This window comes from Aeromonas sp. 2692-1 (genome assembly GCF_013085505.1).
In the GTDB taxonomy this organism is placed as follows: domain Bacteria; phylum Pseudomonadota; class Gammaproteobacteria; order Enterobacterales; family Aeromonadaceae; genus Aeromonas; species Aeromonas hydrophila.
The window spans coordinates 1,693,367-1,712,621 of record NZ_CP038513.1 but is presented as its reverse complement, the minus strand read 5'-3'; the positions used below and the strand labels follow the sequence as shown (position 1 = coordinate 1,712,621).

Genomic DNA, 19,255 nt, shown 5'->3' with positions numbered 1-19,255 from the left:
ACTCTGGGTCCTTAGCTGGGACAAAGGGACAAGCGGATGGCTGACTCACGACAGCAGGGCATCCTGAAATTCACCGCGGGCCAGCAGTGCCGCCCCGAATACCCCGGCGCTGTCCCCCAGGGCTGGAGCAATAATGGGGGTGGCGAAGCGGGGATTAAAGAGGAAGGGCAAAATAGTCTCCCGTCCCACGCTGTACAGGCTCTGCACGTTGCCGACCCCGCCGCCGATGACGATCACATCCGGATCCAGGATGTTGACCACGTTGGCCAGCGCCTGGCCAAACAGCAGATGCAGCCGGTCGATGGTGAGCTTGGCCACGTGGTCATGAGCCGTCGCCGCCGCTATCTTGGCCAGCGGGAGGTGACGTTTCGTCTTGGCCTCGTACCAGGCCTCCAGCGCCGGACCGCTGATGAAGGTCTCGACGCAGCCGCGCTTGCCGCAGTAGCACTCGGGGCCGTCGGGTGAGAGCACGTTGTGGCCCCACTCGCCGGCAATGCCGTGGTGACCGTTGAGGATGCGGCCGTTGATGACGATGCCGGAGCCCACTCCGGTGCCCATGATGATGCCGAACACAACCTTGGCATCAGGATGGTGCTGACGCACCGCCCCCAGATGGGTTTCCGCCAGCGCGAAGCAGTTAGCGTCGTTGGCGATGAGCACCGGCACGCCGAGCCGGCGCTCCAGATCTTCCTTGAACGGCTTGCCGTTGAGCTCGGTGGTGTTGCAGTTCTTCATCAGGCCGGTTTGCGGATCCCGCGCCCCCGGCGTCCCCATGCCGATGAGGGTCGGCCGCTGACCGATCTTGTCGGCACACTCTGCCACCAGTTTGGCGATCTGACCGATCATGTGGTCATAACCGCCGGCACGCTCGGTGGGAATGCGATGGCGCAGCAGCACCTCGTCCCCGTCCAGTACCACGCATTCGCACTTGGTACCACCAAGGTCGATACCCCAATCCAACAACCTGTTGCTCATCCTGCCTCCAGCCATGACCTTGGGGCGTCAGGCCCGGGTGCACGTTGCCGTCCCCGCCTGCAGTCGACCGCCCGCTACCGGGTTGCAGTGTAACCCGAGCTGCGGTCAGGATGCAGCCCCCGCCGCAGACAGCAAAACGGGGCCCGCAGGCCCCGTCGTTCACTGTACTGTCGGCGGTGTTCAGCGGCCGTGGTACTGGGCAGACAGCTCGTGTACCGCATTGACGAACACGCCCGCATGCTCCGGGTTCACATCCTGATGGATGCCGTGACCCAGGTTGAAGACGTGGCCGTTGCCGTGACCGAAGCCGGCCAGGATGGAGGCGACCTCTTCACGGATGCGGGCCGGGCTGGCGTAGAGCATGGAGGGGTCCATGTTGCCCTGCAGCGCCACCTTGTCGCCGACCCGGCGCTTGGCGTCGGCGATGTCGGTGGTCCAGTCCAGACCCAGCGCATCGCAACCGGTGGCGGCGATCTGCTCCAGCCACTGGCCACCGTTCTTGGTGAACAGGGTGACCGGCACGCGGCGACCGTCGTGCTCGCGAATGAGGCCATCGACGATCTTGTGCATGTACTGCAGGGAGAAGTCGCGGTAATCGCGCGGGGTGAGCACGCCGCCCCAGGTGTCGAACACCATGACCGCCTGGGCACCCGCCTTGATCTGGGCGTTGAGATAGCTAATCACGCTGTCGGCCAGCTTGTCGAGCAGCAGGTGCAGGGTTTGCGGCTCTGCATACATCATCTGCTTGATCTTGGTGAATGCCTTGGAGCTGCCCCCCTCCACCATGTAGGTGGCCAGGGTCCAGGGGCTGCCGGAGAAGCCGATGAGCGGCACTTCGCCCTTGAGCTCGCGGCGGATGGTGCGCACCGCGTTCATCACGTAGCCGAGTTCATCTTCCGGATCCGGCACTGGCAGCGCCTGCACGTCGGCCATGGAGGTGATCGGACGCTCGAAGCGCGGGCCTTCACCCTGCTCGAAGTAGAGACCCAGCCCCATGGCGTCGGGCACGGTGAGGATGTCGGAGAAGAGGATGGCGGCATCGAGCGGATAGCGGCGCAGCGGCTGCAGGGTGACTTCACAGGCCAGCTCGGCGTTGCGGCACAGGGACATGAAATCCCCCGCCTGGGCCCGCGTGGCCTTGTATTCCGGCAGATAGCGGCCAGCCTGGCGCATCATCCATACCGGGGTCATGTCCACTTCCTGGCGCAGCAGGGCACGCAGGTAACGATCGTTCTTCAGCTCTTTCATCCCAGTTCCTGAGTCATATCCAGCATAAAATGGCGGATATGATACCACTTTGTGCGCGGCGGGGGGCGGCTCAAACGCCTGCCGCCGCCGTTGGAGTGCAAAGATGTGAAGGGGCGCAAACAAGCGCCCCTCTTTGCATCCCTCAGGCTTGGTCGCCGAGGCAGAGCGCGATCAGCCGCCGCGCTATGGTGCCGTGGGGCGGCAACCTTGGCAGCCCGTCGGCCTCGAAGAAATCGGCCGCCACCAGCTCCTCGTCCTGCACCCGGATCTCGCCACTCTCATAATCGGCGGTGAAGCCCATCATCAGGCTGTGGGGAAACGGCCAGGGCTGGCTCGCCACGTAACGCACGTTGCGCACCCGGATGCCGCTCTCCTCGAACACCTCCCGCGCCACGCACTGCTCGAGGTTCTCCCCCGCCTCCACGAAGCCGGCCAGCACGGTATACATGGGGTCCTCGGCCTGATAGTGACGGCGGTGGGCCGCCAGCAAGATGGCGGGCCCCTTGCGCACCGCCACGATGATGCAGGGGGAGATGCGTGGATAGACGACGTGGCCATGGCGGCACCCTTGCGCCCACTCCCCCGCCTTTGGGCTCATGGGGGCGCCGCACTCGCCGCAGAAGCGGTGGGTGCGGCGAAAGGTGGCGAGCTGCCAGGCGCGGCCAGCCAGCTGAAAGCCCGTTTCATCCCCGGCCACCATCAGCTGGCGCAGTGGGGTCAGGGCCTCGGTGTCAGCCGCCTCCCCCAGATCGAGCAGCAGGCAGGGCAGCCCGTCCCACTCGTCAAAGCGCTCAAAGGCGGCATGCTGCAAGTGGCTGGGCAGACAGGCACGGGGGCCTTGTGGAATGTGCCCCTGGTCATCCAGCAGGACGAGGTGATCGCCCCCCAGCACGAACCAGCGGGCCTGTTCGGTTAATGGCATAGATGCAGCACTCTTTGTTGTGACGTCGGTCGGAATGCGCGCCCGGGGCTGGGCGGCGGTGACGGATGAAAGCGACAACCGGCCACCATATTAAGACGCGGCAGGCCGGGTGGCGACCCCAAGATGGCGGCTTTTCAATGCTCATGAGAATGCCCATGAAAAAGGCCGCCCGCAGGCGGCCTGATGTCGGTCACGGTCGATCAGGCATCGCCCATCGCCAGCAAAGATGCGTTGCCGCCCACCGCCGTGGTGTTGATGGTGCGGGTCTTCTCGGTAATGAAACGGCTCAGGTAATGGGGGCCGCCCGCCTTGGGACCGGTGCCGGAGAGGCCCTGGCCGCCGAACGGTTGCACCCCGACCATGGCGCCGATCTGGTTGCGGTTGATGTAGACGTTGCCCACGTTGATGCGGCTCGCCAGCTCCTCGGCATGGGATTCGTTGCGGCTGTGGATCCCGAGCGTCAGGCCGTAACCGGTGCCGTTGATGTCGCTGATCACCTTGTCCAGATCCCGGGCGGCGTAGCGCACCACGTGCAGGATGGGGCCGAACTGCTCGCGAGTCAGCTCGCGGATGGAGCCGATCTCCAGCGCGGTCGGCTGCACAAAGTGGCCTCCCAGGGTCACGGCCGGCATCGGCGCCTGGGCGATCAGGCGGGCACGCGGGATCATGTGCACCAGGTGCGCATCCAGCCCGGCCTTGGCCTCGGCGTCGATGACCGGGCCCACGTCGGTGTTGTGCTCGGCCGGGTTGCCCACTTTGAGCTCCTGCAGGGCACCGGTGAGGATCTCCAGCACCCGCGGCGCGATCTCTTCCTGCAGGTAGAGCACCCGCAGGGCGGAGCAGCGCTGGCCGGCACTCTGGAAGGCGGCGCTCACCACGTCGCGCACCACCTGCTCCGGCAGAGCGGTGGAGTCGACGATCATGGCGTTCTGGCCGCCGGTCTCGGCGATGAGCGGCAGGATGGCGCCATCGCGCTGGGCCAGGGTCATGTTGATGAGCTTGGCGGTCTCGGTGGAGCCAGTGAAGCAGACGCCGCCGATGCGGGCATCCGCCGTCAGCTTGGCGCCCACGGTGGCGCCGTCACCCGGCAGCAGTTGCAGCACGTCGCCCGGAATGCCGGCCTGATGAGCCAGGGTCACCGCCAGGTGGGCGATGAGACCGGTCTGCTCGGCAGGCTTGGCGATGACGGTGTTGCCGGTGGCCAGCGCCGCGGCGACCTGGCCCAGGAAAATCGCCAGCGGGAAGTTCCACGGGCTGATGCAGACGAACACGCCACGCCCCTGCAGGAACAGCTCGTTCATCTCGCCGGTGTAACCCGGCAGCAGGGTGGCCTGCCCCATCAAGCCGCGGGCCTGCACCGCGTAGTAACGGCAGAAGTCCACCGCCTCGCGCACCTCGTCGATGCCGTCCTGCAGCAGCTTGCCCGCCTCGCGGGTACAGAGGGAGATGAACTGCTCGCGGTTCGCTTCCAGCAGATCCGCCAGTTTCTCAAGGGCGGCGGCACGCTCGCTCACCGGGGTCTCGCGCCAGCGCGGGAAGGCAGCATGGGCCGAGGCCAGCGCCTGCTCCACCGCCTGCTCGTCCGCCCAGTGGATCTTGCCGACGGTCAGGCTCACATCCTGCGGGCTCAGCACCACGCGGGCCTCGTTGCGCTTGAGGGTCTCCCCATCGACGATGGGACCCGCCAGCCACTGCTTGCTCTCCAGCTCCTTCAGCTTGGCGAAGAAGGGGCGCTGGATGGAGACGATGTTCATGTTGACGCCGCTGGAGTTCTTGCGGTCGCTGAACAGGTTCACCGGCTGCGGAATGCGATCGTTGGCCAGGCTGGAGTAACGCTTGAGGGTACGCAGCGGGTGCTCGGCCAGGGAGTCGACCGGGGTGTTGGGATCCACCAGCTTGTGGACGAAGGAGGTGTTGGCCCCGTTCTCCAGCAGGCGGCGCACCAGGTAGGGCAGCAGATCCTTGTGGGCTCCCACCGGCGCATAGATGCGGCAGTGCAGGCCGGGATATTCGCTGAGCACGGCGTTGTGCAGCTCCTCCCCCATGCCATGCAGGCGCTGGAATTCGAACTGGCGATCACCGGCCATCTCCAGAATGCTGACCACGGTGTTGGCGTTGTGGGTGGCAAACTGGGGCGAGATGAAGCCGCGGGTCGGCTCGCTCAGCAGGTAGCGGGCGCAGGCAAGGTAGGAGATGTCGGTGCCCGCCTTGCGGGTAAACAGCGGGTAGCCGGGCAGGCCGGCCTGCTGGGCATATTTCAGCTCGCTGTCCCAGTAGGCGCCTTTTACCAAGCGAACCGGAATGAGATCGCCCTGCTCGCGGGCCAGCCCGGTCAGCCAGCAGAGCACCGGCAGGGCGCGCTTGGAGTAGGCCTGCACCACCATGCCGAGCTTGCCCCAGCCGCGGTTGGCATCGGAGCGATAGAGCTGCTCGAACAGATCGAGAGAGAGCTCGAGGCGGTCCATCTCTTCGGCATCGATGCTGATGGCCACGTCCTTGTCGCGGGCGAGGCGCACCAGCCCCACCAGCCGCTCGCACATCTCGCCGAGCACCCGCTCGCGGTTGGCCACGTCATAGCGCGGATGCAGCGCCGACAGCTTGATGGAGATGGAGGGGGCCGGGCCGCCGTCGCTGATGCGCTCGTTGCCCACCGCCTCGATGGCGCGCTGGTAGTCACCGAAATACTTGTCGGCATCGGCCAGGGTCAGGGCGGACTCCCCCAGCATGTCGTAGGTGTGGGTGTAACCCTTCTCGCGGGACTTGCGGCTCGCCTTGAGGGCTTCCTTCATGTCGCGCCCCAGCACGAACTGCTTGCCCATGATCTTCATGGCGGCGTACATGGCGGAGCGCACTACCGGCTCCCCCAGCTTGTTGACCATGCGCCCCAGCAGGTTGGCCGGGTTACCGTCCAGCTTCTTGTCGAGCTTGATGATCTTGCCAGTCAGCATCAGCCCCCAGGTGGAGGCGTTCACCAGGGTGGAGTCGCTCTTGCGAAAATGGGACGACCAGTTGGCGCCGGAGAGCTTGTCCTTGATCAGGGCATCGGCGGTCTCGGCATCGGGAATGCGCAGCAGCGCCTCCGCCAGGCACATCAGGATGATCCCCTCCTGGGTATCCAGGCTGTACTCCTGCAAGAAGGCGTCGATGCCGTCGCCGGAGCCGCTCTCCTTGCGCACCTTGGTTACCAGGGTGCGGGCACGCTGGGTCACCCGCTCCAGCGAGGCGCCATCCCCCGGCAGCATGGCCGACAGCTCGGCCAGATAGGCATTTTCATCCACCACGTAGTTCTGGGTGATGGCTTCGCGCAGGGCGGCCAGATCGGAGGGAACATAGTCAGCGGCAAGCACTTGGGTAGCTTTGAACATATGGGGTCTTCCTGTACGCCCTAGGGCTGATATCGACGAAGGCGGCCATGCCGCCGAAACGCCGATAATGTATACAATATCGCCCCATAGATGAAATGAAATTGTTGCCTGTTATTAACAAAGATCGCTGATTGGCTCATATGACGCACTATATCGGCGCCATATGCTAACCAGGTAAAATTCATCGCCTTATTTTGTATACAATTTTTCTCAAGACAAAAAAGAAGGGTCGCCATGGCGACCCTTCACTCTGCTTCCGACAGCCGGTGTCAGTTCATCCAGCGATCGCCGCGGCTGCGACGACGGGGCAGCATGGGCAACAGGATGCCGAGCAGGATGCCGCCACCCACCATGGCACCACCGCGGATGAACCAGTCCATCTGCATGTCGTGCTCCTGGTTGTCGTAGCTCTGGGTCAGGGCGTCGTTCTGCTCTTTGAGATTGCCCATCTCCTCGCTCTGGCTGGCCAGCTGAGCCTTCAGGCTGGCGATCTCCTTGCTCTGCTCGGCGATCTTGCCATCCTTCTCGGTGAAGCGTTTCTCGTTGTCACCGTTGAGGTTCAGCAGGCGGGCCTTGGCCTCTTCCAGCTCTTTTTGCACCTGGGGCAGCCGTTCGCGCAGGCTGATCTCGCCCTGCAGCTCGCTGCTCTTGATCCAGCCTTCACGGCCACGACCATCCACCACCTGGGTGAAACCGGCTTCGTTGTTCACTGCCTTGACGTCCAGCGGCTCACCCGCCTTGACGCTGCCAAGGATCCGGTACTGGGTACCCGGACCATTGTGAATAAAGGTAAAGATGTTGTCTGAAACATAACGGGTATCGGCCAGTGCCTGTTGGGCACACAAGCAGATCAGGATCCCGAGAAGGGCGCGCATGGTCGATCGGTTCTCTTCGTTTGGTTAGGTGACTGGCGAATGTTAAGCCGCCTGCGGGTCAAAGGACAAGCAAAGAAAAGTGGCGCCCCCCGAGCTGAGAGCTGGCTCGCAACTTGTCTGCGCCGCGACGCGACCATTCCGGACGCCGCTGCCTATTTCTGTTTCAGTGCCTTCACCTCGTCCCGCAGGGCTCGCAGCTCCTGCAACAACAAATCCTGCTGCGCACTCTGCTGATGGCGCCACTTCTCCAGCTCGCCATCCCCTCGCCCCGGCTGCAGAAACAGGCTGGCCATGAAACCGCTGATGGCGCCGAACAGGCCGACCCCGAACAGGATCAGCAGACTGGCGACAAAACGCCCTTGCTCCGTCTTGGGCACCAGATCGCCGTACCCCACGGTCGACAGGGTCACCAGGGTCCACCAGAACGCATCGTAGGGGGTCTGGATCTGGCTGCCGGGCTGGCCCGATTCGATCAGATACATGACCCCGGAACCGACCCCCAGCAGCAGGAAGAACAGGAACAGAATGCCGGAGAGGGTGGTCTCGTTGCGCTCGCGACGGAACATGGCCCAAAGATCCGGGTGCACCTTGAACAGCTGATAGACCCGCCACAGCTGTAGCAGACGGGCCCAGCGCAGCTGCTCCACCATAGGCAGACTACCCGGCAGATAGAACCAGTTGGCCTTGAAGAAGGCCATCCGGTCGGAGGCGCGGGCCCAGCCATAGGCGAAGTGGGCGAGGAAGAAGTAGCAGATCAGGCTGTCGACGTCATAGAACAGCTGCAGGGTCTGGGGGGTGAGCTGGGCATGCCCCCACCAGCGGGCCGTGACCAGCAAAACCGAGATCACCGACAGAAATGCCATCAGCAGATCCATGGCGCGCAGATGAGTTAAGTGATGTCGCATACATTTTCCCACTTTAGGCACGGTGCGAATTAATAAAAAGGAAGATAATGCCGATAGTCCTGAGGACAAAGGAAAACCGGTCATTAAAAGGAGAAATATTATGCAGTTAAACCCGCTGGAGAGGCGAATGAGCAATATCCGGCTGGTACCCAAAGTGGTACTGCTCATGGTGTTCAGTACTGTGCTGCTGCTGGTCAAGCTCTGGTTCGACGCCAGCAATCTGGAAACCACCCTGCTCAACGAAGGCATCGCGCCCGACAAGGCGGACACTATCGCCAACAGCCTGCTCTGGACCGGGTTGATGGAGACCGCCATCATGGGGCTGCTGTTCGTGGTGCTGCTGCTGACCGGCTCGCGCCTGATGGTCAAGCAGGTGCACTATCTGGTGGGCCTGCTGGAGCGCTTCGCCCGCAAGGATCTGAGCCACCGGGTGCTGCTCAAGTCCCGTGACGAGTTCGGTGACATCGCCAAGGCGGTGGCCCACTCCCAGGAGAACCTCAAAGAGGTGTTCGGCACCCAGCGCGTCGCCTGCAAGGAGCTCAACGACATCGCCTCCCAGGTCACCCTTTGCATGGAAGAGGCCAACGAGGCCATCAGCGAGGAGTTCACCCAGATTGAGCAGCTGGCCAGCGCCATGAGCCAGATGGTGGGTGCCATTCGCGAGGTGGCCGCCCATGCGGAGCAGGCCTCCCACGCCACCGCCGAGACCAGCCTGCTGGCCGAGGAGGGCAGCCGCTGCGTGGCCGCTACCGTCAACACCATAGATACCCTCTCCGGCAACATTCAGCGCTCCTCCACCGTGGTCAATCAGGTGGAACAGGGGGTCGAGCAGATCGGCTCCGTCGTGGATACCATTCGCGGCATCTCGGAGCAGACCAACCTGCTGGCGCTCAACGCCGCCATCGAAGCCGCCCGCGCCGGTGAGGCCGGCCGTGGCTTCGCGGTGGTCGCCTCCGAGGTGCGCGAACTGGCCAACCGGGCCCAGGCCGCCACCGTCGAGATCCAGAAGATGATCGAGCAGTTGCAAGGCAACGCCCGCCAGGCCGCCGAACTGATGGCCCAGAGCGTGCAGCAGGCCGACAAGGGGGTGGAGCAGGTGACCCAGGCCGGCGACCAGCTCGCCACCATAGTGCAGCGGGTACAGGGGGTGGCCGACATGAACCGCCAGATCGCCGCCGCCTCCGAGCAGCAGAGCTCGGTGGCCGAAGAGATGAGCGGCAACCTGGAGCAGGTCAAGCAGGTGGTGGAGGGCTCCGTGGTGGTGCTGCGCGAGCTGCAGGAGGCCTCCGAACTGGTGGAGCGCCACAGCCAGACTCTGGATACTCATATTCAGGCCTTCAAGCTGGCCTGACTTTCATACAGCAATCTGGTTAGACTGGAAGGCCCCACGAGGGGCCTTTCTTTTTTTCATCGCGGCAAGGAGCCAGGATGCAGACCACAGAACTTGCGCTTGAAATCAGCGCCGACAAGGGACGGCTCGACGTGCCGCTGATCCACCGCTTCTTGTCTGAAGAGGCCTACTGGTGTCGCGGCATTCCCCTTGCCACCCTGCAGCGGGCCATCAACCATTCGCTCTGCTTTGGCGGCTACCTCGGCGGTCAGCAGGTCGCCTTCGCCCGGGTCATCACAGACAAGGCCACCTTCGGCTATCTGGCCGACGTGTTTGTCCTGCCTGAACATCGCGGCCGCGGCTACAGCAAAGCGCTGGTGGCGGCCATGCTCGACCATCCCGAGTTGCAGGGATTGCGTCGCCTCTCTCTTGCCACCTCCGATGCCCACGGCCTCTACGCCGGTTTCGGCTTCGTGCCGCCCGCCAGCCCCGGCAGCCTGATGGAGATCTACCACCCCGATATCTACCAGCGCACCTGAATCACTGGCTGCCGATAATTCCCGCCGGATCATGCTTCTCGCCCCTGCGCTGTGACGCGGGGGCCCGACAGTGCTAGATTGGCAGCCAGCTTTTTATCCGGCAGTTTCGTTAATCACAAGGACGGCAACCGTGGCCCAGCACTCTCCCTCTTTCTCCGCCTTCTCCCCCCTGCTGCAGGAGCTGGCCCAGCGCCACTGGCAACGGCTGATTGAACTGGCCCCCGACTACGGCACGCTGCCCGAGCCGGTGCGCCAGACCCTGCTGACCCTGCTCGGCCTCTCCGATTTTGTCGCCGATTCCCTCTTCAAGCAGCCGGAGTTGCTGGGGCAACTGCTCGCCTCCGGAGATCTGGAGCGCTCCGAACGCTGGCCCGCCTACCAGCACGATCTGACCGCCCTGCTGGCCGAGGTGGACGACGAAGAAGCGCTCAAGCGCATCCTGCGCCAGTTCCGTCGCAGCCGCATGCTGGTGATCGCCTGGCGCGAGCTGCTGGGTCACGCGGCGGTGGAAGAGAGCTTTGTCCACCTCACCAGACTGGCGGATGCGCTGATCTGCGCGGCCCGCGACTGGCTCTACGCCAAGCAGTGCGGCGAGCTGGGCACCCCGATGGATGGCAACGGCAACCCGCAGCCGCTGCTCATTCTCGGCATGGGCAAGCTGGGGGGCGGTGAGCTCAACTTCTCCTCGGACATCGACCTTATCTTCACCTTCCCCGAGAACGGCTACACGGTCGGCGGGCGGCGCGAGCTCGCCAACCAGCAATTCTTCATCAAGCTGGGCCAGCGCATCATCAACGCCCTGCACCAGGGCACGGTCGACGGCCAGGTGTTTCGGGTCGATATGCGGCTGCGCCCCTTTGGCGACGCGGGGCCGCTCGCCATCTCGTTTGCCGCCATGGAGGATTACTACCAGCACCACGGCCGCAACTGGGAGCGCTACGCCATGGTCAAGGCGCGGGTACTGGGGCCCCAATGCGAGCACGCGCTGGAGCTGGCCGAGATGCTGCGCCCCTTCGTGTTTCGCCGCTATATCGACTTCGGCGTCATCGACGGCCTGCGCCAGATGAAGGCGATGATCGCTGCCGAGGTGCGCCGCAAGGGGCTGGAGGGCAACATCAAGCTGGGGGCCGGCGGCATTCGCGAGGTGGAGTTCATCGCCCAGGCGCTGCAGCTGATTCGCGGCGGCCGTGAACCTGCGCTGCGGGTGCGCCACCTGCCGGAGGCGCTGGCTGCCATCGCCAAGTGCGGCGCCCTCGAATCCGCCCATTGTGACCGCTTGCTGGCGGCCTATCGCTTCCTGCGCCAGGTCGAAAACATCTTGCAGGAGATCGGCGATCAGCAGACCCAGACCCTGCCCACCGAGGAGCGGGATCGCCAGCGGCTCGTCGCCGCCCTCGGCTTTGCCGACTGGGCTGCCTTCATGGCCCATCTCGACGAGGAGATGGCGGCCGTCCATCAGGAGTTCGCCGCCGTGGTGGGGGAAGAGAAAGAGGCCCCCGCCCATCTGGAGCAACTCTGGCTCGATCTCTGGCGCACCGAGCTCGACGCCGCCGAGCTGGAAAAACTGCTGACCGCGCAGGGGGTGACCGAGCCCGCCTCGCTCTGCGGTGCCCTGCTGCGCTTCAAGGAGGAGTACAAGCGCCGTCAGGTCGGCCCGCAGGGGCGCATCGCGCTGGACTGGCTGATGCCGGAGCTGCTGCGGCTGGTGGTGGCCAGCGAGCAACCCGCCCGCCTGTTCGAGCGGGTGTGCGAGCTGCTGACCCGCATCTTCACCCGCAGCGCCTATCTGCAGCTGCTGGCGGAGAACCCGGGCGCCCTGCGCCAGCTGGTGCGGCTGTGCGACGCCAGCCATCTGGTGAGCGAGCAGCTGGCCCGCTACCCCATTTTGCTGGACGAGCTGCTCGATCCCCAGCACCTCTACCACCCCACCCCGCTCGATCAGTACAAGCCCCAGCTGCGCCAGTTCCTGCTGCGTATCCCCGAAGAGGACGTGGAGCAGCAGATGGAGGCGCTGCGCCAGTTCAAGCAGGTGCAACTGCTGCGCATCGTGGCGGCCGACATCGCTGGCGCCCTGCCGCTGATGAAGGTGAGCGACCACCTCACCTGGCTGGCGGAGGCGATCACCGAGGAGGTGGTCAATCAGGCCTGGGCCCAGATGAGCGAGCGTTACGGGGTGCCGCCCGAGGTGGCAACCAGCGGCCAGCGCGGCTTTGCGGTGGTGGCCTACGGCAAGCTGGGCGGTATCGAGCTCGGTTACGGCTCGGATCTCGATCTGGTGTTCCTGCACGGTGGCGACCCCAACAGCTACACCGACGGGCGCAAGCCCATCGACAGCCGCCAGTTCTACCTGCGCCTGGCCCAGCGGATCCTGCACCTGTTCAGCACCCGCACCCCGTCCGGCATCCTCTACGAGATCGACATGCGGCTGCGCCCCTCCGGCGACTCAGGCCTGCTGGTCTCGTCGCTGTCGGCCTACGAGCTGTATCAGCAAAACGAGGCCTGGACCTGGGAGCATCAGGCGCTGGTGCGGGCCCGTCCCATCTATGGCGATGAGGCGGTGATCGCCGAGTTTGCCCGCATCCGCCGCGCCGTGCTGGCCAAGGAGCGCGAGCTGCCGACCCTGGCCCGCGAGGTGCGCGAGATGCGCCACAAGATGCGGGATCACCTGCTCAAGGCGGGTGCCGGCGAGTTCGATCTCAAGCAGTCCCCTGGCGGCATGGTGGACATCGAGTTCATCGCCCAGTACCTGGTGCTGGCCCACGCCTGCGGCGAACCCGAGGCGCTCACCCGCTGGTCCGATAACGTGCGCATCTTCGATGAGTGCGTGCTGGCGGGGGTGCTCACCCTGGAACAGGCGGAGGGGCTCAAGCATGCCTATCTGGAGATCCGCAACCTCGGCCATCGCCTCAACCTCTCCGAGGTCTCCCGCAAGGTGGGGGACGACAGGCTGCTGCCGGAGCGCGGCCATGTGCTGGCGGTCTGGCAACAGCTGCTGGGGGAATAAACCAAAGGGGCGCCGAGGCGCCCCTTGTTGTATCTATCATCGGGTCGGGGTCAGCGCCCACCGGCCACATCGATAAAGGTGCCGGTGACGTAGGAAGCCTCGTCAGACAGCAGCCAGGCGATGGCGGCGGCCACCTCGGCTGGCTGACCGCCCCGTTGCAGCGGGATCTGCCCCTTCACCCGGTCGACCCGACCTGGCTCGCCGCCGTCGGCGTGCATGTCGGTGTAGATGAAACCCGGACGCACCCCGTTGACCCGGATCCCCTGGGCCGCCACCTCCAGCGACAGCCCCTTGGTCAGCACGTCGACGGCCCCCTTGGCGGCGGCATAGTCCACATACTCCCCCGCCGAACCCAGCCGGGCGGCGGCCGAGGAGACATTGACGATGGCGCCCCCCGCCGTCATCCGGCGCACCGCCTCGCGGCAGCAGAGAAAGCAGCTGGTGACATTGGTGGTCAGGGTCTGGTTGATGCGCTCGGCGCTCATCTCCAGCACCCGCATCTGCGGCTGCAGCCTGCCGGCGTTGTTGACCAGATGGGTGACGGGGCCAAGCCGCGCGTCCATCTCCTCGAACAGACGCACTACCTCGGCCTCCACCCCGACATCGGCCTGCACCGCGATGCAGCGGACCGGATGGTGGGCCAGGATCTCGGCCACCAGCGCCTCGGCACTGGCCTTGTCATGGCGATAGTTGAGGCACAGATGATAGCCCTGCCCCGCCAGATGGCGGGCGGTGGCGGCGCCAATGCCTCTGCCGCCGCCGGTGATCAGCACCCGTTTGTTCATGGACCCTCCTGGTCATGTGGCGCATGGTGGCACTGCGAGATGGATGGCGGCCGCGTCAGGCCGGGCCGTGATCCATCACAGTCTCCACCAGCACCTTGTTGAAGCGCCGATAGCCCTGCTCATCGAGCGGGGCCGGATAGCTCAGCACCCGCAGCGCATGGCCTTGATAATCCGGCTGATAGGGCGGGTGCACGTGATCATGCTCGTTCAGGCAAAAACCCAGTGACTGATAGAAGCGCAGCCGGCGCAGGGCGATCTCGTCCTCTGGCGGGTCTATCTCCAGGATGACCGGGCGCCCCGCCGTCTCGCAGAAGGCGGCAAGCAGGCGTGAGCCGTGGTTCTGGCCGCGCAGGGCCGGGTTGATGGCCAGGTGTTCGATGTAGATCTGCTCGCCGCAGTCCCACCAGAAGATGAAGCCGAGCAGCTGCTCGCCCTGATAAAAGAGCTGACAGTGAAAGCGGGAGTCTCCCATCTTGAGCTCTTGATGCTGCGGCTGGCGCTGTTCGTAGCGGGGAAAGCTGCTGCCGTAGATCTGCCAGACCAGTGGCCAGTCCGGATGAGATGTCTCTCTTGCGATTTCACTTCGACTCATTCATCTGCTCCTTGGTAAAACCACAGTGATACCATCTTTGTCCGGCCCAAACACCCTTCTCTTTTGCTACCGGCGCCGGCAGCATCCCGCTTAGACACCTTGCCAGGCAGCGACCCACAATGCACAGAGCCCGCACGGGGCGGGCTCTGTATGGCGATAACGCGAAAGGCCGGGGCTACTTGAACAAGCCCTTGAGCAGCTGATCGGCCACCCCCTTCACCCCTTCGTTGTCGGCCTTGTCACCCAGCAGCTTCTTGAGACCACGCTCGGCCTCCTTGCGGGCCTTCTCCTCCAGCAGCTTGTTGTTGCTGAGCAACTCCTTCACGTCTAGCCGGTAGCTCGGCGCCTGCCAGTAGCCGCCGATGCGCACCGGTATGGTGATGTCCTTGAGCTCGTCCACGCTCTTGCCCCCCTGCCCCTTGCTGCTCTCCACCACGGAGGTGAGGAACAGGAAGTCGAGGGTCTCCGGCATCAGGGCGGTCTGGCCCTGCCCCTTCACCCGCAGGGCGGGGGCAAACAGCTGGATGTCGTCGCTCCTGGCAACCCCGTCGGCAATCAGGAAGCTGGCGGTGAGGGCGCTGAAATCGGTCTTGCGCACCTCCTTCACCTGATCCGCCCCCTTGCCGGTCAGGGTGGCCCGCGCCTCACGGATCATCTCCGCCAGATTGATGCCGTGCAGGGCACCATCGCTCAGTCTGAGGCTCACCTTGCCCTGCATCCGGCTGCGCAGCGCCTGCTCGGAGAGTCCTGAGCCCTGCGCCTCGACCTCCAGATCCCCCTTGCCTTCCAGCAGGTCGGTCTGGGCCAGGGACTGCAGCAGCGGCCGCACATCGACCCCATGTACCCGCTTGTGCACCTGATAGCGGGCCGGCTGCTGACGGGCATCGAGCACGCCGCTGGCTGTCACCTGACCGCCGGCCACCCCGGCACTGAACTGCTTGAGGGTGAGCTGGCCACCGGCCAGGGCGAGCTGCAGGTCGACGGCGCTCAGATCCAGTCCCTTCAATCGCAAACTGCCCAGTTGCAGTCGGCCAGCCAGGTCCACCGCCTTGAGGGCGGTCAGGTCGGGCTCTTGCGTTGAGAGCGCCTTGGCGGCGGGCGCGGTGGTCTGTGCCGGCGCCCCGGCCGGCGCTGCAGCGCCTGAGGTGGCGGTCGCAGGTGCAGCCTTGGCCGGCTGACCGAGCCAACTGTCGAGATCCAGCTTCTCCCCCTTGAGGTCGAACGCCACCTTGGGCACGGCGCCCAGCTGCACGCTGCCGTTGCCGCTCAGCAGAGCATCATCCACCCCCATCACCAGGTTGCTGAGGGTGACGGCCTGTTTGCCCAGCTCGGCGCGGGCAAAGCCCGCCAGCTTCACCTGCATCTGTGGGCGCGGCAGGGCATCGCCGCTCAGCTTGGCGGCCAGCACGGCATCCGATACCTCCAGCAGTTGCCGGTTCTCATCGAGCCGCGCCTTGAGGGTGCCCTCCAGCGTACCGGCCAGGGTCGGCTTGTCCGCCGCCCCCTGGGCCCCCTGCAGACTGAGGGTGAGGCTGCTCCACTGCCCCAGCGCCAGCCGGTCGGCCTTGAGGGAGAAGGCATCCAGCCGCTGGGTCGGTTCGCTCAGGCTCCCCGCCAGCGCGACATCTTTCAGCTCGCTGCGGCTGGCATCGGGCGCCAGCTTGAGCTGGGCCGACCCCTTGAGATCAAACGCCAGCTCACCCTGGGCCCCCTTGGCGGCCAGAGTCACCGGCACCCACTGATCTACCGCCAGCTGGCCCAGGTTCAGGTCCAGTTGTTCGAGGCGGGAGACGGTGCCGTTGCGATCGTCCTGCAGCAGGGCGCTGGCCTGTTGCAGCTCCACCCCTTGCAGGCTGATCTGCCAGGGCTGCTTGTCACTGGCGGGCGGGGACGTCGTTGCGGCGGGCTCGGAGGTCGTCACCTCCCCCTTGGATTCGGCGGAGGCCTTGAGCAGATCGCTCAGGTTGGAGCTGCCGTCAGCCTTGGTCTGGATAAACAGGTGAGCGCCGCTCAGGGTCACCTTGCCGATCTCAAGCTTGTGGGAGAGCAGCGGCAGCAGACCCACCGAGGCCTCCCCGCGCGTGAAGCGCACCAGGTCGGGCTCGGCAAAGCCGGCGGTGTTGCGCAGCGCCACCTGCTCGAGGGAGAGGCCGAGGCTTGGCCAGAAACGCCAGCCGATATCCCCTTGTATCACCAGCTCGCGGCCGGTGCTCTTGCGCACCTGTTCCACCAGCTGGGGCTTGAATTGATTGGGATCGATGAGGGACACCAGGGCGGCGATGGCCACTACGGCCGCCAGCGCCAACCCCAGCAGGATGTAGATGATCTTCTTCACGATGGACTCCTTGAATGCGGATCTTGTTGCTGACTATACCACCGGGGGGATGACAGATGGGGCCCGTCTGCCAAAACGGGCCAGCGGCGAGACAGGGATGGTCGCAGCGAGTGCTGCCAGCGCAGCCCTGCCAACGCGCGGCAATGAAAAGGGCCCCGCAGGGCCCTGATGTCAGTGGATGGCTGGCGTCCGTCTTGCCCGGATCAAGGCTGACGCGGCAACTGCTGATAGCCCATCTCGTACAGGGTGAAGGCATAGATGTCCGCACTCTGCTCGATAAGCTTCGCCACCGGCGTGCCCGCCCCATGCCCCGCATTGGTCTCGATGCGGATGAGCTGGGGATGGGGGCCCACATTGTCGGCCTGCAGGGTGGCGGCAAACTTGAAGGAGTGGGCCGGCACCACCCGATCGTCGTGATCCGCCGTGGTCACCAGGGTCGAGGGGTAGCTGACCCCTGGCTGCACCTGGTGCAGCGGCGAGTAGCCCTTCAGGTAGTCGAACATCGCCTCGCTGTCGGCGCTGGTGCCATAGTCATAGGCCCAGCCTGCCCCGGCGGTGAAGGTGTGGTAGCGCAACATGTCGAGCACCCCCACCGCCGGCAGGGCGACCCGCATCAGATCCGGCCGCTGGGTCATCACCGCCCCCACCAGCAGACCGCCGTTGGAGCCACCGCGGATCGCCAGCCGATCGGTGCGGGTGTAGCCCTCGGCCTTGAGGTACTCGGCCGCCGCGATGAAGTCGTCGAACACGTTCTGCTTGTTCATCCTGGTGCCAGCCAGGTGCCAGGCCTGGCCGTACTCGCCGCCCCCGCGCAGGTTGGCCACCGCATAGACGCCCCCCAGATCCAGCCAGTTGGCCACCGACACGCTGAAACTCGGAGTCAGGCTCACGTCGAAACCACCATAGCCGTAGAGGATGGTCGGGTTGCTGCCATCGAGTTTCAGCCCCTTGCGGTAGCTGATGATGAGCGGCACCCGGGTGCCGTCCTTGCTCTGGTAGAAGCGCTGCTCGGAGACATAATCCTCCGGTTTGAACGGCGCCGCCGAGGCGCGATAGAGGCTGATGGCGCCACTCTTTGGCTCGAACCGGTAGAGGGTGGGCGGCTGGGCATAGTTCTCGAAACCGAAGTAGAGGGCGGGATCATCGTGCTTGCCGTTGAAGCCGCTGACGCTGCCAAGGCCGGGCAGTGCCACCTCGCGCACCCGCTTGCCTTCGTAGTCGAACTGTTCGACCCGGGCGGTGGCATCCACCATGTACTCGGCAAACAGATAGCTGCTGCCGCTGTGCACCGTCAGCACCTGCTGACGCTCGGGGATGAGATCCCGCCAGCGGGCCGGCCCCGGGTTGGCGGCATCCACCGTCACCAGCCGGCGGTTGGGGGCGTCCCGGTTGGTCAGCAAATAAAGCGTGCTGCCCTGGTTGTCCACCAGGCTCACGTCCGCGTCCAGATCCCCCTGCACCGTCAGCAGCGGCGCGTTCTCCTGGCTCAGGTCCTTCACATAGAGGCGGTTGCCGGAGGTGGAGTTCGCCGCCGAGATGAGCAGGAAGCGGTCATCCTCGGTGACGGTCGCCCCCACGTAGCGGTGGTGCTGGGCCGGGATGGCGCCGAACACCAGCCGGTCATCCTCCTGCGCCGTGCCGAGCCGGTGGAAATAGACCTTGTGCTGATCGGTCTTGGCCGACAGCTCGCTGCCGTCGGGCTTGTCGTAGCTCGAGTAGAAGAAGCCCTCGTTGCCAAGCCAGCTGATGCCGCTGAACTTCACGTCCTTGAGGGGCGCCTCCAGCGGCTGCTTGCTCTCTACGTCCATCAAGTGGATCTCGCGCCAGTCGCTGCCCGCCAGCGACAAGGAGTAGGCCAGGATGCGGCCATCGCGGGAGAAGCTCAGCTGATCCAGCGCCGTGGTGCCATCGGGGCTGAGGGTATTGGGATCGAGGAACACCTCGGCCGGCTTGCCCTCCAACTGACGCCACAGCACGTTCTGGTTCTGCAGGCCGTCATTCTTGAAGAAGTAGTGGTAGCGCCCCTCGCGAAACGGCGCCCCCTCCTTGGCGTAGTTCCAGGAAGAGGCGAGTTTCTCCTTGATGGCGGCGCGATACGGGATCTGTGCCAGGTAGTCCCGGGTCACGGCATTCTGGGCCTTGACCCAGGCCTCGGTCTCGGGGCTGCGATCATCCTCCAGCCAACGATAGGGGTCGGCCACGGCTTGGCCGAAGTAGTGATCCACCTGCTCACCCTGGCGGGTGACGGGGTAGTGAAGGTGCGCTTTCCCTGACATGGCATCCTCTTTGGTTGACTGGCCACTGCACGCACACAGCAGTGACAGGGCCAGCAGGCTGACAATGGCTCGCATCGATGCGGCTCCCTGCGATTTCGGGTGAA

The 19,255-nt window shown here is 65.0% G+C and carries 13 protein-coding genes; 3 read left to right on the top strand and 10 right to left on the bottom strand.

Annotated features, from left to right (window positions below; all coding sequences use genetic code 11):
• Window positions 1-45: 45 nt before the first annotated feature.
• The 6 genes from E5E97_RS08390 to E5E97_RS08365 form a co-directional block, all read right to left on the bottom strand.
• A complete protein-coding gene (locus tag E5E97_RS08390; protein WP_171280159.1) occupies window positions 46-975 on the bottom strand; it encodes an ROK family protein in 930 nt (309 codons plus the stop codon).
• Between the two features lie 180 nt (window positions 976-1,155).
• On the bottom strand, window positions 1,156-2,223 hold the full coding sequence (gene hemE, locus E5E97_RS08385) for a uroporphyrinogen decarboxylase (protein WP_041217975.1): 1,068 nt from the start codon (window positions 2,221-2,223) through the stop codon (window positions 1,156-1,158).
• Window positions 2,224-2,365: 142 nt separating this feature from the next.
• On the bottom strand, window positions 2,366-3,145 hold the full coding sequence (gene nudC, locus E5E97_RS08380) for an NAD(+) diphosphatase (RefSeq protein WP_171280158.1): 780 nt from the start codon (window positions 3,143-3,145) through the stop codon (window positions 2,366-2,368).
• A gap of 200 nt (window positions 3,146-3,345) precedes the next feature.
• Window positions 3,346-6,510, bottom strand: a complete 3,165-nt coding sequence (putA, locus tag E5E97_RS08375) for a bifunctional proline dehydrogenase/L-glutamate gamma-semialdehyde dehydrogenase PutA (RefSeq protein ID WP_171280157.1) — start codon at window positions 6,508-6,510, stop codon at window positions 3,346-3,348.
• Window positions 6,511-6,779: 269 nt separating this feature from the next.
• The gene (locus E5E97_RS08370) at window positions 6,780-7,385 is read right to left on the bottom strand and encodes a TIGR04211 family SH3 domain-containing protein (RefSeq protein WP_011704726.1); all 606 of its coding nucleotides are present in this window, start codon (window positions 7,383-7,385) and stop codon (window positions 6,780-6,782) included.
• A 152-nt stretch (window positions 7,386-7,537) separates the two neighbouring features.
• Window positions 7,538-8,359 carry a potassium channel family protein gene (locus tag E5E97_RS08365; protein WP_171280156.1) on the bottom strand — a complete coding sequence of 274 codons (822 nt, stop codon included), beginning with the start codon at window positions 8,357-8,359 and terminating at the stop codon, window positions 7,538-7,540.
• Between the two features lie 31 nt (window positions 8,360-8,390).
• On the opposite strand from E5E97_RS08365, the gene E5E97_RS08360 reads away from it, so the two are divergent.
• The 3 genes from E5E97_RS08360 to glnE all read left to right on the top strand — a co-directional run bounded on the left by E5E97_RS08360 (window position 8,391) and on the right by glnE (window position 13,163).
• Window positions 8,391-9,641: a methyl-accepting chemotaxis protein gene (locus E5E97_RS08360; RefSeq protein ID WP_042064136.1), complete on the top strand. Its 1,251-nt coding sequence runs from the start codon at window positions 8,391-8,393 to the stop codon at window positions 9,639-9,641.
• Between the two features lie 77 nt (window positions 9,642-9,718).
• Window positions 9,719-10,159, top strand: a complete 441-nt coding sequence (locus E5E97_RS08355; protein ID WP_043164448.1) for a GNAT family N-acetyltransferase — start codon at window positions 9,719-9,721, stop codon at window positions 10,157-10,159.
• Between the two features lie 130 nt (window positions 10,160-10,289).
• Window positions 10,290-13,163, top strand: coding sequence for a bifunctional [glutamate--ammonia ligase]-adenylyl-L-tyrosine phosphorylase/[glutamate--ammonia-ligase] adenylyltransferase (gene glnE, locus E5E97_RS08350; RefSeq protein ID WP_171280155.1), 2,874 nt, complete (start codon window positions 10,290-10,292; stop codon window positions 13,161-13,163).
• 50 nt (window positions 13,164-13,213) lie between these two features.
• On the opposite strand, the gene E5E97_RS08345 is transcribed toward glnE, so the two are convergent.
• From E5E97_RS08345 to E5E97_RS08330, 4 genes are all read right to left on the bottom strand, one after another.
• The gene (locus tag E5E97_RS08345; RefSeq protein WP_171280154.1) at window positions 13,214-13,948 is read right to left on the bottom strand and encodes an SDR family oxidoreductase; all 735 of its coding nucleotides are present in this window, start codon (window positions 13,946-13,948) and stop codon (window positions 13,214-13,216) included.
• Window positions 13,949-14,003: 55 nt separating this feature from the next.
• Window positions 14,004-14,540, bottom strand: coding sequence for a GNAT family N-acetyltransferase (locus E5E97_RS08340; protein ID WP_171280153.1), 537 nt, complete (start codon window positions 14,538-14,540; stop codon window positions 14,004-14,006).
• 175 nt (window positions 14,541-14,715) lie between these two features.
• A complete protein-coding gene (locus E5E97_RS08335; RefSeq protein ID WP_171280152.1) occupies window positions 14,716-16,875 on the bottom strand; it encodes an AsmA family protein in 2,160 nt (719 codons plus the stop codon).
• A 203-nt stretch (window positions 16,876-17,078) separates the two neighbouring features.
• Window positions 17,079-19,226 carry a prolyl oligopeptidase family protein gene (locus tag E5E97_RS08330; RefSeq protein WP_118881885.1) on the bottom strand — a complete coding sequence of 716 codons (2,148 nt, stop codon included), beginning with the start codon at window positions 19,224-19,226 and terminating at the stop codon, window positions 17,079-17,081.
• Between the last annotated feature and the right edge of the window lie 29 nt (window positions 19,227-19,255).